Genomic DNA, 14,086 nt, shown 5'->3' with positions numbered 1-14,086 from the left:
ATAGCGTGGAAAGAGGGGAAAAGAAAACCCTCTTCCATCGCTTTAATACGGGATAAAATAATCTTCATATCTTACTGTTTAAAGAAACAACCCGCTATTACTTAGTATCTCATCTGTGCCAAGTAAAGTGGCCTCACTAATGCCCACATTGTTGGTTTTCATGAAGGATTGCACCGCTTGGTAGCCAACCGCATAACCTGCAAACGGTGATAAGCCGACAGGCTGATAACCTTGTTCGGCTGCAAAGGTGTCACCAAACATGTAACTGCTGACCTCAGCAAACCCTTTCACATTTAATGAGTCTTTGATAATTTCTTTTGAGTATTCTAAGTCTTCTTTTTCAAAAGAAGTAACCCAGGGACCTAACAGAGCTTCTCCGTAAAGTTCTTTGGCAAACGATTCTGCCAGCCCCTCTATAATTAAGTAATCCCCAACCGTTACGTTCCCATAATCCCAATTGAAATACGAAAAACGAATATTATGATGAAATTCATGTGCGATTACAGCAGGCAGTCTCGGTATGTTATATGAATTGGGGAATATTGAAACTTGAATAAATCCCGGAATTCCTCCGAATCCACAATACCCTCTATGTAACTCAAGCTTTTTTTGATTAGCCAGATACATCCCAAACCTTATTTCATCAGCATTTATTTTTAAGCGGTTTTGTTTGATAAATTCTACACAATGAGTTAAAGTGCCATATGCAATTTGAAGAGCTTGAATTTCTTTTAGATTCTCTAATGCTTTTCTTCCGGTTTCCGTATCAAATATGCTCAGATAGCCCAGCATATTTGCAGCCATGATTACATCATATCCGTTAGGCTGCTTTGCCTTTAAGGGAACATTCATCTTTTTCCACATATCTTCAAAAGGTTTCATCATTGAATACCGATAATAATCTTCTCTATTTTCAATCATTGAAAATAACGTTTCGTATTGCCCAATTGTATCCTCGATAATGATTTTAATGGGTACCACCCTTTTTTTGGTTATCTATATAAATTGTAATGGCATCACTCATGAGCTTCGCCAACCCTTCACCATACCGGTCGATGTTCTTAGTGAAGCGTTTATCTTCGATATAGAGTTGACCTAATCCGTAAAAGGCATCAAAAGAATATTCACCAAAATTTTCATTGAGAAAATCAAACCACTCTTTGATAGCTGTTTGTACGTCTGGGGACTTGGGAGATTGGTTAATAAGGAGTGCAAATTTATTGAACATTGCAGTCCACTTATCAGATAAATCTTTTTGCTCACCATCAGTCATGTTTTTCAATCTAATATTTACCTTATCGACAGGATGATCACCCCACCGTTTGCGAGCTTCTTGTTCATAAAGATTATGATTGAAGTTCATTCCCTCAAACCGCTCTTTGTTCGTCATGCAAATCTCTCCCATCATATGTTTGATTGATTTATCGATGGTTGCAATCATCTTATCGACTCTATTCCGTTTCTCAATCAACATTTTCTTTTGTAAAATTAATGCCTCCCTCCGGTTAAATGAAGGACTATTAATGATTTCTTTAATCTCTTTTAAGGAGAAATCGAGCTCCTTGAAAAATAGTATCTGCTGCAGCTGTTCAAGATTCTCTTCAGAATAAAGCCGATAACCGGAATCGGTCGTTTCCTGAGGAGTCAATAATCCAATTTGATCGTAATGATGGAGAGTCCGTATGCTTACTCCAATCAGTTCAGCTACTTCTTTTACTTTCATACCCATCACGTTTGCCGCCTCCTTAATGGCTACTCTAAAGTATTACGCAGCGTAAGAGTCAATAGTTGGATAAAGATTTTTTGTATATAAAGGGAGAACATATGAGGATTTCATTGCTGAAATTAAAGAAAAAAAGCCGGGCGTGAAGCTCCGGCTTTTTTCTATTCAATAATGTGCTGGACCCGGCCGATTCGCCCGTCTTCAAGGCGGACCTTAATGCCGCGCGGGTGGAAGCTTGAGTTCGTCAAAATATCCTTCACGATTCCTCTTGTCAGCTTTCCTGAACGCTGATCGGCTTTCAGGACGATATCGACTTCAAGTCCTTTTCTGATGCTGCTTCGCTGCTGGCCGTTCATATGACACATCCGTTCTTCAGTCTTTTCACTTCATATCTTATCATATCGTGTTTTCGTCTTTTTATGAAGGACAGACAAATCAATCCTTCATAGCAAATAAAAAAAGACCGCTCTGTAAGGAGCAGTCTTTTATGACATAAACGAAAGCAAAATCGGGGCCGCGCACAGTGTCATAATCGCGGCGAGAATCATGGACACGCTTGAGATCGTTCCTGATACGGAGCTGAGCTCAAATGCTTTAGATGTTCCCGCTCCGTGCGCGCTGGTTCCGAGCAGCACGCCCCGGGCAATTTCGTTATCAATGCGGAAATAGCGGATGACCATCGGCCCGATGATCGTTCCCAATAAAGCCGTTAAAATGACGAAAACCGCTGTAACGGCCGGCATCCCGCCGATCATTTCTGAAACGTTCATGGCAATCGGCGTCGTCACGGATCGCGGCACGAGACTGTCGACTAAGCTGCTGCCGAGATGGAACCATTTGGCGATAAAGGCCGTTGACAGAATGGCGATACATGAACCGACCGCTACGTTCAAAATAATTTCCACGGCGTATTTCTTTAAAATCGGGAAATATTTATAAAGCGGGATGGCGAACGCCACTGTTGCCGGCTGAAGCATATCGGTCAGCAGTCCGCCGCCGAGATTGTATGTCTGATACGGGACATTGACAAGAAGCAGCAGTACGACCAAAACAGCGGGCGTAATCAGAAGCGGCGACGTATACACCCGCGGAAAACGAGTGTAGAGTTTTTTCGCGCCCAAATATACTAAGACAGTTAAGAATAAACTTATGATTCCGATGAACACGTTTGTTTTTTCTCCTTTCTTTTTGCTATCAGCTGTGTAAGCGAACCTGTTGAAACCATCACGACAAATGTGCTGATGACGACGACAAGTAAAATGCTTACGCCGAATTTAGACATAATATCTCCGTATTCAATCACTCCGACGGCAGACGGGATGAAAAACAGCAGCAGCTCACCGAGGAGCCATGCTGCGCCAAGCTCAATCCATTCAAGTTTGATAATCTTGAAATGCAATAATGTGAAAAGAATCACAATCCCGATTATACTGCCGGGAATATTTATATGAAGAGCCGCCGTGACCCAATTGATCAGACGCGCAAATATAAACAGCAGAGCGATTTGAATAACGGTAAGCAGCAATTTTTTCATAATGATGCCTCCCTTATATTTATATTGTACAGAAGGTTTTGCTATAGGTAAAATACATATAAAGAATAATGTGTATTCCTTTTGTCTATAGAAAGGATGAAATGTAATGGATATCCGGCACTTAACGTATTTCTTGGAAGTGGCCCGTTTGAAAAGCTTTACGAAGGCTTCACAGTCGCTGTATGTTTCACAGCCGACAATCTCAAAAATGATTAAAAACCTGGAGACGGAGCTCGGCATTAAGCTGTTTTACCGCAATGGCCGGCAAGTTGAACTGACTGACGCCGGGCAGAGCATGTATGTGCAGGCGCAGGAAATCACAAAGTCATTCCAAAACCTGACGTCAGAGCTGAATGATATTATGGAAGTGAAGAAAGGGCACGTCCGCATCGGTCTTCCGCCGATGATCGGGTCCGGCTTTTTCCCGAGAGTGCTCGGTGACTTCCGCGTCACATATCCCGATGTGACGTTTCAGCTTGTTGAGGACGGCTCTATTAAAGTGCAGCAAGGGGTGGAGGACGGCTCGCTTGATATCGGGGTCGTCGTGCTTCCCGCGAATGAAGAAATTTTTCATACGTTCACAATCGTCAAGGAAACCCTTATGCTCGTCGTCCATCCGTCACATCGGCTCGCTGACGAGAAAGAATGCAGTCTTCACGAATTGAAAGAAGAGCCGTTCATATTTTTCAGGGAGGATTTTGTCCTTCATAATCGAATTATGACGGAATGCGTGAAAGCCGGATTCAGGCCGCACGTCATTTATGAAACGTCACAGTGGGACTTTATCAGCGAAATGGTATCGGCCAATCTCGGCATCGGCCTCTTGCCGGAAAGAATCTGCCGCGGTCTTGATCCTGACAAAGTCAGAACCATTCCGCTCGTTCATCCGGTCATTCCGTGGCATTTAGCCATCATTTGGCGGAAAGACCGCTATATGTCCTTTGCCGCCAGAGCCTGGCTGGAGCATACGAAATCGTATTTATGGAATCCGAAAAAGAGAAAAAAGGATGATTAAGCATGGACGCACAAACCGCAGCTCAACACTTGAGTAAAGTGCGGGATCAAAACCCGCTCGTTCACAGTATCACCAATAATGTCGTCACGAACTTCACCGCTAACGGACTGCTCGCGCTCGGCGCATCGCCCGTTATGGCTTATGCAATTGAGGAGGCCGCCGACATGGCGAAAATCGCAGGAGCGCTCGTCCTGAATATAGGCACCCTCAGTTCGGCGTCGGTTGAAGCTATGATCGCAGCCGGAAAATCGGCCAATGAAAACGGTGTTCCGGTCATTTTTGATCCGGTAGGCGCCGGCGCCACGCCGTTTCGGACGGCATCAGCCCGCAAGATCATACAGGAGGTCCGCTTGTCCGTCATTCGCGGAAATGCCGCGGAAATCGCCAATATTGCCGGCGCCCCTGATTGGAAGATAAAAGGCGTGGATGCGGGGGAAGCCGGAGGAGATGTGGTTCAGCTCGCTAAGACGGCTGCAAGCAGGATGAAGACGGTCATTGCAATTACCGGAAAAACCGACGTCATCTCCGACGGCACCGGCACATATGCCGTACATAACGGTGATAAACTGCTGACGAAGGTGACGGGGGCGGGATGCCTGCTGACGTCTGTAATCGGAGCCTTCTGCGCAGCGGAGAAGGACGTTCTGCAAGCGGCCGTTTCAGCCGTTTCTGTATACGGAAGCGCCGCTCAGCTTGCCGCTCTGGACACCTCCCATAAGGGGCCGGGCAGCTTCCAGATTGAGCTTTTAAACAAGCTGGCAAGCATCTCCGAACAAGAAGCGGCCGAGCTTGCTGCAATTGAAAGGGTGACAGAAAAATGACGCGTATTTCTCGGGAAATGATGAAGGATATGTTATCGGTTTATTTTATTATGGGATCAAACAATACAAGCGCAGACCCCGTTTCCGTGGTGAAAAAAGCCATTGAGGGCGGCGCTACGCTTTTTCAATTTCGGGAAAAGGGGAGCGGTTCTTTAACAGGGGATGAACGTGTCCTGTTCGCGAAGCAGGTGCAGGATGTCTGCAGGCAGGCCGGGATTCCTTTCATCATTAATGATGATGTCGAATTGGCCTTGCGCCTTGAGGCGGACGGAGTGCATATCGGACAGGATGACGCAGACGCCGAAGAAACGAGAGCGGCAATCGGCGATATGATTCTCGGTGTGTCAGCACATAACGTCTCCGAGGTGAAGCGGGCGGAAGAAGCCGGAGCCGATTACGTCGGAATGGGCCCGGTCTATCCGACTGAAACAAAAAAAGATGCTGAAGCTGTGCAGGGCGTTACATTGATTGAAGAGGTGCGGCGTCAGGGCATCACCATTCCGATTGTAGGAATCGGCGGCATTACGGCTGACAACGCGGCGCCCGTCATTGAAGCGGGTGCAGACGGCGTCAGCATGATCAGCGCCATCAGCCAAGCCGAAGATCCAAAAGCGGCGGCGCGCAAGTTTTCAGAGGAAATTCAGCACTCCAAAGCAGGGCTGTCCCGATAGGGCGGCCCTTTTCTTGTGTGCGCAAAAAGGCAGTGACGGACCTTGGAGAATATAAGCCGTATGTCAAGAACAGGGCAATCAGCTTGCAATATCGACCGAAGCGTTTGACGGCTCTATCGCTTCTCTTAAAGTGACGCCTGAACCAATCACCACCGGCGCCGAAGGCTTAAAAGCCCTCTATAAAACAGTGAAAAGCGCGCAGTGAGAGATCATTTCGAGGTCACGGAAAAACTTAATGCGGAATTCAGCGAATTTGAAGTTTTGATGTCGAAATACAAAACGTGCGATCAATCGTATACGTCCTGTGATACATTAAGTACAGATCAAATCAGAGAGATAAGCACGAAGCTGACGGCCCTTTCTGAAACCATGTCGAAGATTGCCGATGTGCTTTAAAAGGAGTTAAGACACAGCATGAGTGATGAACATAACAAGGAAAAACAGATCCACAGACGGGATGTCCTGAAGTGGGGCGCCATCGCGGGCGCCGCCGTTGCTGTCGGAGCGAGCGGCCTCGGAGGACTCGCGCCGCTCTTCAAACCGGCGGCCACCGCTTCAAAGAAGAATGATGAAAAAAGGGATCGTGATCAAATCGTTCCTTTTTACGGAAAGCACCAAGCAGGAATCACAACGGCGCATCAGACGTATGTGTATTTTGCGGCGCTTGATGTCATGTCAAGCGACAAAGCCGATGTCATCTCCCTTTTCAAACATTGGACAAGCCTGACGCAGCTGCTGACTTCAGGCGCCGTCCCGTCAGGCGAACAGAAAAATAAAGATATGCCTCCGCAGGATACCGGGGAGTCGCAGGATCTGGCACCGGCGAATTTGACCGTTACCTTCGGCTTCGGCCCCGGGTTTTTCGAGAAAGACGGGAAAGACCGCTTCGGACTGAAGGATAAAAAACCGAAGCACCTCGCCGATATTCCGCCGATGCCTAACGACAAGCTCGATAAGAAACAAGGCGGCGGTGATATCGTCATACAGGTCTGCGCGGATAATGAACAAACGGCGTTTCACGCGGTGCGAAACCTGATGAAACTGGCATCCGGCGTGTGCGAAGTCCGCTTCCTCAATAAAGGTTTCTTAAGCGGCGGGAAAAACGGAGAAACACCGCGCAACCTCTTCGGATTCAAAGACGGCACCGGCAACCAAAGCACGAAGGATGAAAACATGATGAATTCGATCGTTTGGGTTCAATCAGGGGAGCCGGACTGGATGACGGGCGGCACGTACATGGCGTTTAGGAAAATTAAGATGTTTTTAGATATATGGGACCGTTCATCCTTGAAGGAACAAGAGGACACGTTCGGGCGGGTGAAAAGCTCGGGCGCGCCTTTCGGACAAAAAAAGGAAACCGATCCCGTGAAGCTGAATCAAATTCCCGCCGACTCGCATGTCAGCGTGGCAAAATCAACCGGCAGACAGATTCTGCGCCGGGCATTTTCCTATACGGACGGAATTGATCCGAAGACGGGCTATGTTGACGCAGGCCTGCTGTTTATCTGCTTTCAAAAAGACCCGGACCGCCAATTTGTCCCGATGCTGAAGGCTTTGGCGGCAAAGGATGCGCTGAATGAATACACACAAACGATCGGCTCTTCCTTATTCGCCTGTCCCGGCGGCTGTAAAAAAGGAGAATATATCGCCCAAAGGCTGCTGGAATCGTGACACCTTCCATATGGAGGGTGTTTTAAAAAAAACACTTGTAACTATATATGTTACAACTTAGAATGAATAGGAAAGGAGACTTACAATGACACTGCAGATTAAAGTATATTCTGATTATGTATGTCCGTTTTGCTTTGTCGGCAAAGCGGCGTTTGAAGAAGCAATCAAGGACAAGGACGTACAGGTGGAATGGATGCCGTTTGAATTGCGTCCGAGCCCCTCGCCGAAACTTGATCCGGTGAATGATCCCGCCAAGCGGCAGATGTGGAAAAACTCCATTGAGCCGATGGCGCAGTCGTTAGGCGTTGACATCACGTTCCCCCGCGTGTCACCGCATCCTTACACGGATTTGGCATTTGAAGGCTTGCATTTCGCAAAGGAACATGGGAAAGGAAGCGAATACCATACACGCGTTTTTCAGGCGTTCTTTCAGGAAGAACAAAATATCGGTGACGTTGGCGTGCTGACAAAGCTTGCGGAAGAAGCAGGACTTGACGGCGCTGCCTTCAAAGAGGCGCTTGAGACAAGATCGTACAGACACGTACAGCGGGAAGCGCTCCGCCATGCTTATGAGGAAGCCGGCATTACGGCAGTGCCGACGTTTATCATCGGCGATGAGAGAATCCCTGGCGCGGCGGGAAAGGAAACCTTTGAACAAATCATTGAGCGGGAACTGAATAAACGTTAACCCGTAAAAAGCCCTCTCGATCAGCGAGAGGGCTTTGCCATATAGTGTTTGACAAATGTTTGTCTGTCCGCTTCATATGCCGCGGCGTCAAATGAGTCGCCGCAAAAATGAAGGCACCAAGGGTCTTTTTGGCAGGCGACGCCGACTTGATAGCCGTGTTTTTGAAATTCAAGCGACTGTGATGTGTCGTAAAAATGAAAGCCGCGGAACAAATCCTCCCGCCACTCCACGTCATATTGAGCCGCCATTAACAAGCCGTCAATGGCGTCAGCGGGCGTAAACAGGCCGTCTTCATCACCGTGCTCAAAGTCCAAGGGGTGATAAGCATTCCCCCGGTATTCAATCACTTTTCCCATCCGCTCTCCGCTTTCCCACCAAATGCCGTTCGGCGGCAGGGTTTTGCAGCCGGCGACACCGAGAAGGCCGAGCTCCTGATGAGATTGAAAGATATGAAGCATGTCATGAAGGAAATGCTGATGAATGATAAAAGTATCCTGATGCAGATAAATTTTATATTTGGAGGGGTGTTTAAGCGCTTTGTTGTAGGACGAGGCCATGCTTGCTGAATCGTATATCGGCATGATATCAACGGAGTATGAAGGGGGGACGGTAAGCTGCATGATATGGCTTTTGCACCGGGAGTACAGCGACTCGTCATTCACACAGACGACAAACAGAAATGAATGTGAATCCATTACATGCTCCTCTCGGCCTCAATCACATATTGATACGCCGATGCTTCTGTCATAAAGTCATGCCTTATGCCAAGCTGTACGCATACTTCGTGCAATGATGCGATGGCTTTGTGGTAAGTGGGGTGATCAACGCGGATCGCCTCAATGCGTTTCACCTCATAGCCGGCGGCTTTAAATAATGAAAGCATCTCTTCACGGGTAAAAAAACGCAGGTGGGTCTGATCCATTAATCCGGCGTCACTGTAAGTCCATTTGCCGGCTAAAAGCTCCAGCACCACTGAGATGTGGCCGACATTCGGTATGCATGCAAGCACCGTGCCGTCTTTTTTTACATAAGGACGAAGCTTTTTCAGCACGGACCACGGGTCGATAAGATGCTCAAGAACGTCTCCGAACAGCATGCAGTCGAATTGCTCTGATTCGTACGGAAGAATGGCGGATTCAATGTCGCCGCAAAGCACGTGGCTCAATTTGCTTTCCGCCTTTTTTGCGGCTTCGGGATACGCTTCAATGCCGTAAACCGTTATTCCGCGGTCTTCGATCGCCGCTCCTAAATTGCCTGTGCCGCAGCCGACATCAAGCACTGTCCGCCAGTTTTCGTCTATTTTGTTCAATAAATAAGGATTCAGGCCTTCGTAGTAGTTCTGTTGTTTTTCATCATAATAGGGATTCGTATCCATCTGTGTATCACCTCATAAATGGGCATATACACAAGATATGCAGCGGGGGGATCTCATATCACCATGTTTGGCTGTTCAATTGCGGAATGCGGACGGGAATGGTTGTCCGGTATACGGTTTGTTCTCTGATTCCCCTCTTATTGCGGATGTTCCTTTGAAAACTCGGGTGCGGGCGGACTGTGGCAGGTCATATAGTAAAAGGATCCGCCTGTAAATCTTACCGCTGGCGGATGGTGTTTTTCATTGGTGTTTTTTTCTTCACCGCTTTTTCAGTATTTAAGAAGCGCCTCACATCGTCAATGTGCAAACCCATGATTCTAGCCTCTTGAATTAACAATTGCCAATCTTGATCTATATCTTTCATTACATGAGTTTTCATAAGAACCTCCAATTGAAAAATTGATTTGCCCAGCTACAGCAGCCAATGTATAACAAATATCACACATAGTTGGCCGGTAATCCCAAATTGAAGATGAATTCACCTACCTATTCCCTAAGAAAATGACTGAAATAACCAAAATCCTTCAAGAATTCTTACATATAATAATAAACAAATAAATACTGACTGGATAGTATGCAAATAAAAATAAATCATATGACCTATTAACATTTACCCTCAAAGCGTCGACTAGCATATTCTTTTTGCATAAAAAATACCGCAAAAGAATGATTCGGTGTAAGATAAAGTGAATGATCAAACAGCTGGGGTAAAAAATGAAAAAAAACAAATTTCAAATTAAGAGAGAAGAAACATTTGAAAGTTTTATTGACGCAGGCCTTCATCTCCTGATTGAAAGAGCTTACGATTCAGTCTCAATCGATGACATCAGTAAAGCGGCGGGTTTCAGCAAAGGCGCGTTTTACGTTCATTTTGAAAGCAAGGAAGATTTTCTGAAGCATTTATTAGACAGGCGTCAGATTAAAAAAAGGATCATCACCGGCTATCTCGACGAATTAGAAAAGCAAACCGCGCGGCCGTTGACGCTTTGTGAAGCTGCGGCAAGCGCGGCCAGCCTGTTGATGCGGTTTGTAAACAGCAAGCCTGCCTGGAATGTTGTGTCTTTTGCCGTTCATATGCCTACTTACAAAGTCGTCAGTGAATATGAAGCTTATATCCGTCTTTATAAGTTATGGATAGAAGAAAGCACCATGTACATAAATTGGCTCAAATCGAGAAATTTAATAGAAGACCATATAGATACCGAGCATACCGCTAAAATGATGTGCGCGCTCATCGACGGGATGATTAAGCAATCCAATGTGCTGGGAAGGCCGGTTACTTTCCGCAGCATGTTTGACGCGCTTTATGTTTTTGTCAGCGGCAGAAAATCAGGGTAACGTTCTTCTTGATTTGACAAAAGGTTTAGAAAAGTCTTTCAGAAAGCGAGGAACTGCCATGCGCTACAGAGAAATTATGATGTATATCATTATGGGGATATTCACGACCATCGTGAATATCGTCAGTTTTTACATTCTGACGTCGGCATTTGAGATGGATTACAAGGCGGCGACTGTCGCTGCTTGGGTTCTGTCCGTTCTATTTGCATATGTCACGAATAAACTGTATGTATTTCAGCAAAAGACCGCGGGGATGCGGAGTCTGATGAAAGAATTGACGGCCTTTTTCAGCGTGCGGGTATTGTCTCTCGCCATCGATCTCGCCATGATGATTCTTCTGGTCAGTCAATTTTATATGAACGAAACGTTGGCGAAAATCGCCGATAACGTCATTATCGTAGTCGTCAACTATGCGGCCAGCAAGTGGATTGTCTTCAGAAAAGCAAAAGAAGAGGGCGTGTCATAACGGTTTCTTTCCGCGCCCCGGGGGAAAGTGTAATGGTGAAAGGGGATGCGTATGAAGCACAAAATAAAGAAAGCGTTTGCTGATGTATTCGGGGAATCGGAGGACCTGCGCATTTTCTTTGCGCCCGGCAGAGTGAATCTCATCGGAGAGCATACGGATTATAACGGGGGCCACGTCTTTCCGTGCGCGCTGACGATCGGTACATATGCAGCTGTCCGGGAGAGAGGGGACAGGCTCGTCAGAATGTACTCTCATCATTTTAAAGAAGCGGGCATAAAGGAATGCAGTCTCGATGATATCCGCTATCAAAAAGAGGACGGGTGGGCCAACTATCCGAAAGGGGTCATGGCGGAATGTCTCAGCAGCGGTTTTTCCCTTCCGCACGGCTTCGATATTGTGTTCTGGGGAAACATCCCGAACGGCGCGGGGCTGTCATCTTCGGCTTCCATTGAACTTGTTACGGCGGTCATTCTCAAGGAATGCCATGAGCTTGAGGCGGATATGCTCGACTTGGTGAAGCTCGCTCAGACGGCGGAAAATTCCTTTATCGGCGTCAGCTGCGGAATGATGGATCAATTCGCCATCGGAATGGGAAAGAAACATCATGCGATTCTGCTGAATTGCGGGACGCTCAGCTTTGAATATACAAAACTCGGGCTGTCGGGGCTGTCGATCGTTATTGCAAATACCAATAAAAAACGAACGCTTGCAGACTCAGGCTATAATACGAGGCTCAAGGAGTGCGGGGAAGCGCTTTGTGATCTTCAGAAGCATCTTTCCGTTCAATCACTGGGAGAGCTGACCCCTTCCGCTTTTGACGCCCATGCGGAGCTGATTCAGAATGAAGTGAACAGACGCCGGGCGAAACACGCCGTCTATGAAAATCACCGCACAATAGAGGCCGCCGACATGTTCAGTAACAATCAGCTTCATCATATCGGTGAATTAATGAGGGATTCGCATCTCTCTTTACGCGATGATTACGAGGTGACGAGTCATGAGCTGGATACACTGGCTGAAGCGGCCTGGCGCCACGGCGGGGTGATCGGATCAAGGATGACGGGAGCCGGTTTCGGCGGCTGTACAGTCAGTATCGTCAAGGACGATGCGGTTTCGGATTTTATTGAAACGGCAGGGGCCCGCTATGAGGAGAAGACAGGGAGAAAAGCTGACTTTTACACGGCGGATGTCGGAGCCGGAGCGAGAGAACTAAAGGGGGATGACGATGGCAATTGAGCGGCACGTGGAACGTTTAATCCGGTACGGATTGCAAAAAGAGCTGATTTCCTATCTTGATATTGAATATACAAGAAACCGTTTATATGAAGCTTTGCATATCACCCATCCGGAGGTTTCAGAACAGAAAGAAAATGAATCGGCGGCATCATTGCCGGACATATTGGCCCCGATTTATGAATGGGCGGCAGAAACGGGCCGGATTGCAGCCGGTACAGACACCTATCGCGACCTGCTGAGCGCGAAGATCATGGGCTGCTTTGCCCCGCAGCCGTCCGAGATTGTCCGTCGTTTTGAAGAAACAAAGGCGGTGCACGGGCCGGAGCAGGCGACAAAGGCGTTTTACCGATTTTCAGAGGATATGTATTATATCCGTTCGGACAGAATACAGCGGAATGTCGGGTGGGCGGCTGAGACGGCTTACGGAAAGCTGGACATCACGATCAACCTTTCAAAACCGGAAAAAGATCCGAAAGCAATTGCCGCTGCCAAAGAGCAGCCTCAATCCGATTATCCGAGATGTGTTCTTTGTAAAGAAAATGTCGGGTACGAGGGGAGACCGGATCACCCGGCGCGTCAAAACCTTCGTGTCATTCCGGTAATTCTTGGCGATGAGCAGTGGTTTCTGCAATTTTCTCCGTATGTGTATTACCGGGAGCATTGCATCGTTTTGAAAGACCGGCACGAACCGATGAAGATCAGCAAAAAAACGTTTGACCGGCTGCTGTCGTTCGTCAGCCAGTATCCTCATTATTTTCTCGGTTCCAATGCTGACTTGCCGATTGTCGGCGGCAGTATTTTAAGCCACGACCATTTTCAGGGGGGCAATTATGAATTCCCGATGGCGCGGGCGGAGACAGAAAGCCGGTACAGGCTGCCTGACTATCCGAAAACGATGTTGGGAATTGTGAAGTGGCCGATGTCGGTCATCCGCCTGCAAAGCGGGAGCGCGTCTGAGCTTTCCGGCGCGGCGGATGCCATCCTGCGGGCGTGGCGCGGTTATTCCGATGAGGCGGCTGATCTCCTCGCCTTTTCAGGAGAAACACCGCACAATACAATTACGCCGATTGCCCGGCGGAGAAACGGTTTATTCGAATTAGATCTCGTCCTCAGAAATAACCGCACCTCTGATGAGCATCCGCTGGGAATTTTTCATCCCCATCAGGAAGTTCATCACCTGAAAAAAGAAAATATCGGACTGATTGAGGTAATGGGGCTTGCGATTCTGCCGGGCCGCCTTGAACAAGAAATGAAATACACGGCTGAAGCGCTGTGCTCACCGGACCCGGAAGCGGTCTTAACGGCAGGCCCTTCTGCGGCAAAGCATAAAGATTGGGCGCTCAGTGTGCTGCATAAGCGGAAGATAACGAAAGAAAACGCGGAACAGATTCTGAAAGAGGAAATCGGCCATGCCTTTGCGCGGATACTGGAGCATGCCGGCGTCTTTAAACAGACAGAAGAAGGCAGAGCGGCTTTCCGGCGGTTTATCCGCCATTTGGGCGCTCTACCGGAAAAAAGCCTCATCCCATAAGGGGGACTGACCCCATA

The 14,086-nt window shown here is 47.6% G+C and carries 17 protein-coding genes and 1 pseudogene; 10 read left to right on the top strand and 8 right to left on the bottom strand.

Translation table 11 applies throughout. The annotated features are described in order from the left end of the window. Positions 1 to 78: 78 nt before the first annotated feature. From GNE05_RS19595 to GNE05_RS19575, 5 genes are all read right to left on the bottom strand, one after another. Positions 79 to 981, bottom strand: coding sequence for a DUF2268 domain-containing putative Zn-dependent protease (locus GNE05_RS19595; RefSeq protein WP_134986833.1), 903 nt, complete (start codon positions 979 to 981; stop codon positions 79 to 81). After that, a complete protein-coding gene (locus GNE05_RS19590) occupies positions 968 to 1,729 on the bottom strand; it encodes a MerR family transcriptional regulator (protein ID WP_160183221.1) in 762 nt (253 codons plus the stop codon). Before GNE05_RS19590 ends, GNE05_RS19595 begins: the two co-directional genes overlap by 14 nt. Before the next feature lie 155 nt (positions 1,730 to 1,884). Next, positions 1,885 to 2,079 carry a YwbE family protein gene (locus tag GNE05_RS19585; protein ID WP_003150901.1) on the bottom strand — a complete coding sequence of 65 codons (195 nt, stop codon included), beginning with the start codon at positions 2,077 to 2,079 and terminating at the stop codon, positions 1,885 to 1,887. A gap of 129 nt (positions 2,080 to 2,208) precedes the next feature. Then, positions 2,209 to 2,889 (bottom strand): CidB/LrgB family autolysis modulator, encoded by a 681-nt coding sequence (locus tag GNE05_RS19580; RefSeq protein ID WP_007407726.1) that lies wholly within the window; start codon positions 2,887 to 2,889, stop codon positions 2,209 to 2,211. Then, a complete protein-coding gene (locus GNE05_RS19575; protein WP_160183118.1) occupies positions 2,871 to 3,257 on the bottom strand; it encodes a CidA/LrgA family holin-like protein in 387 nt (128 codons plus the stop codon). Before GNE05_RS19575 ends, GNE05_RS19580 begins: the two co-directional genes overlap by 19 nt. 106 nt (positions 3,258 to 3,363) lie before the next feature. Here GNE05_RS19575 and cidR point away from each other — a divergent pair, with 106 nt between their 5' ends. From cidR to GNE05_RS19545, 6 genes and pseudogenes are all read left to right on the top strand, one after another. After that, positions 3,364 to 4,272 carry a cidABC operon transcriptional activator CidR gene (cidR, locus tag GNE05_RS19570; protein ID WP_003150908.1) on the top strand — a complete coding sequence of 303 codons (909 nt, stop codon included), beginning with the start codon at positions 3,364 to 3,366 and terminating at the stop codon, positions 4,270 to 4,272. A 2-nt stretch (positions 4,273 to 4,274) separates the two neighbouring features. Beyond that, the gene (gene thiM / locus GNE05_RS19565; protein WP_160183117.1) at positions 4,275 to 5,093 is read left to right on the top strand and encodes a hydroxyethylthiazole kinase; all 819 of its coding nucleotides are present in this window, start codon (positions 4,275 to 4,277) and stop codon (positions 5,091 to 5,093) included. Then, positions 5,090 to 5,764 (top strand): thiamine phosphate synthase, encoded by a 675-nt coding sequence (thiE, locus tag GNE05_RS19560; RefSeq protein WP_021494737.1) that lies wholly within the window; start codon positions 5,090 to 5,092, stop codon positions 5,762 to 5,764. The genes thiM and thiE overlap by 4 nt, the downstream gene beginning before the upstream one ends. 76 nt (positions 5,765 to 5,840) lie before the next feature. Beyond that, positions 5,841 to 6,160: pseudogene (locus tag GNE05_RS19555) on the top strand (Efem/EfeO family lipoprotein); the annotation flags it as partial. An 18-nt stretch (positions 6,161 to 6,178) separates the two neighbouring features. Continuing rightward, on the top strand, positions 6,179 to 7,435 hold the full coding sequence (gene efeB, locus GNE05_RS19550) for an iron uptake transporter deferrochelatase/peroxidase subunit (RefSeq protein ID WP_160183116.1): 1,257 nt from the start codon (positions 6,179 to 6,181) through the stop codon (positions 7,433 to 7,435). Between the two features lie 85 nt (positions 7,436 to 7,520). Beyond that, entirely contained in the window at positions 7,521 to 8,123 is a 603-nt protein-coding gene (locus GNE05_RS19545) for a DsbA family oxidoreductase (protein WP_160183115.1), read from the top strand. A 20-nt stretch (positions 8,124 to 8,143) separates the two neighbouring features. On the opposite strand, the gene GNE05_RS19540 is transcribed toward GNE05_RS19545, so the two are convergent. The 3 genes from GNE05_RS19540 to GNE05_RS19530 form a co-directional block, all read right to left on the bottom strand. Further along, positions 8,144 to 8,818, bottom strand: a complete 675-nt coding sequence (locus tag GNE05_RS19540) for a glycosyltransferase family protein (protein ID WP_017418646.1) — start codon at positions 8,816 to 8,818, stop codon at positions 8,144 to 8,146. Then, complete coding sequence (locus tag GNE05_RS19535) at positions 8,818 to 9,498, bottom strand: class I SAM-dependent methyltransferase (protein ID WP_065180323.1); 681 nt, start codon at positions 9,496 to 9,498, stop codon at positions 8,818 to 8,820. The genes GNE05_RS19540 and GNE05_RS19535 overlap by 1 nt, the downstream gene beginning before the upstream one ends. A gap of 217 nt (positions 9,499 to 9,715) precedes the next feature. Further along, positions 9,716 to 9,877, bottom strand: a complete 162-nt coding sequence (locus GNE05_RS19530) for an anti-repressor SinI family protein (protein ID WP_003150917.1) — start codon at positions 9,875 to 9,877, stop codon at positions 9,716 to 9,718. A 335-nt stretch (positions 9,878 to 10,212) separates the two neighbouring features. On the opposite strand from GNE05_RS19530, the gene GNE05_RS19525 reads away from it, so the two are divergent. The 4 genes from GNE05_RS19525 to galT all read left to right on the top strand — a co-directional run bounded on the left by GNE05_RS19525 (position 10,213) and on the right by galT (position 14,069). Beyond that, positions 10,213 to 10,836: a TetR/AcrR family transcriptional regulator gene (locus tag GNE05_RS19525; RefSeq protein ID WP_014419191.1), complete on the top strand. Its 624-nt coding sequence runs from the start codon at positions 10,213 to 10,215 to the stop codon at positions 10,834 to 10,836. 79 nt (positions 10,837 to 10,915) lie between these two features. After that, a complete protein-coding gene (locus GNE05_RS19520) occupies positions 10,916 to 11,302 on the top strand; it encodes a GtrA family protein (RefSeq protein WP_032863872.1) in 387 nt (128 codons plus the stop codon). Positions 11,303 to 11,353: 51 nt separating this feature from the next. Beyond that, the gene (locus GNE05_RS19515) at positions 11,354 to 12,538 is read left to right on the top strand and encodes a galactokinase (RefSeq protein WP_022553959.1); all 1,185 of its coding nucleotides are present in this window, start codon (positions 11,354 to 11,356) and stop codon (positions 12,536 to 12,538) included. Further along, complete coding sequence (galT, locus tag GNE05_RS19510) at positions 12,528 to 14,069, top strand: UDP-glucose--hexose-1-phosphate uridylyltransferase (RefSeq protein ID WP_160183114.1); 1,542 nt, start codon at positions 12,528 to 12,530, stop codon at positions 14,067 to 14,069. Before GNE05_RS19515 ends, galT begins: the two co-directional genes overlap by 11 nt. The last annotated feature ends 17 nt before the right edge of the window (positions 14,070 to 14,086 follow it).

It is taken from the genome of Bacillus sp. AM1(2019) (assembly GCF_009906915.1).
Classification (GTDB): domain Bacteria; phylum Bacillota; class Bacilli; order Bacillales; family Bacillaceae; genus Bacillus; species Bacillus velezensis.
The sequence above is the reverse complement of the archived record's forward strand: the minus strand, read 5'-3'. Positions and strand labels throughout refer to the sequence as shown.

Excerpts from the sequence above, each read along its gene's own strand:
- GNE05_RS19590 (WP_160183221.1), bottom strand. The coding sequence starts at position 1,729 with ATGGGTATGAAAGTAAAAGAAGTAGCTGAACTGATTGGAGTAAGCATA.
- GNE05_RS19585 (WP_003150901.1), bottom strand. The coding sequence starts at position 2,079 with ATGAACGGCCAGCAGCGAAGCAGCATCAGAAAAGGACTTGAAGTCGAT.
- GNE05_RS19575 (WP_160183118.1), bottom strand. The coding sequence starts at position 3,257 with ATGAAAAAATTGCTGCTTACCGTTATTCAAATCGCTCTGCTGTTTATA.
- cidR (WP_003150908.1), top strand. The coding sequence starts at position 3,364 with ATGGATATCCGGCACTTAACGTATTTCTTGGAAGTGGCCCGTTTGAAA.
- thiM (WP_160183117.1), top strand. The coding sequence starts at position 4,275 with ATGGACGCACAAACCGCAGCTCAACACTTGAGTAAAGTGCGGGATCAA.
- thiE (WP_021494737.1), top strand. The coding sequence starts at position 5,090 with ATGACGCGTATTTCTCGGGAAATGATGAAGGATATGTTATCGGTTTAT.
- efeB (WP_160183116.1), top strand. The coding sequence starts at position 6,179 with ATGAGTGATGAACATAACAAGGAAAAACAGATCCACAGACGGGATGTC.
- GNE05_RS19545 (WP_160183115.1), top strand. The coding sequence starts at position 7,521 with ATGACACTGCAGATTAAAGTATATTCTGATTATGTATGTCCGTTTTGC.
- GNE05_RS19540 (WP_017418646.1), bottom strand. The coding sequence starts at position 8,818 with ATGGATTCACATTCATTTCTGTTTGTCGTCTGTGTGAATGACGAGTCG.
- GNE05_RS19535 (WP_065180323.1), bottom strand. The coding sequence starts at position 9,498 with ATGGATACGAATCCCTATTATGATGAAAAACAACAGAACTACTACGAA.
- GNE05_RS19530 (WP_003150917.1), bottom strand. The coding sequence starts at position 9,877 with ATGAAAACTCATGTAATGAAAGATATAGATCAAGATTGGCAATTGTTA.
- GNE05_RS19525 (WP_014419191.1), top strand. The coding sequence starts at position 10,213 with ATGAAAAAAAACAAATTTCAAATTAAGAGAGAAGAAACATTTGAAAGT.
- GNE05_RS19520 (WP_032863872.1), top strand. The coding sequence starts at position 10,916 with ATGTATATCATTATGGGGATATTCACGACCATCGTGAATATCGTCAGT.
- GNE05_RS19515 (WP_022553959.1), top strand. The coding sequence starts at position 11,354 with ATGAAGCACAAAATAAAGAAAGCGTTTGCTGATGTATTCGGGGAATCG.
- galT (WP_160183114.1), top strand. The coding sequence starts at position 12,528 with ATGGCAATTGAGCGGCACGTGGAACGTTTAATCCGGTACGGATTGCAA.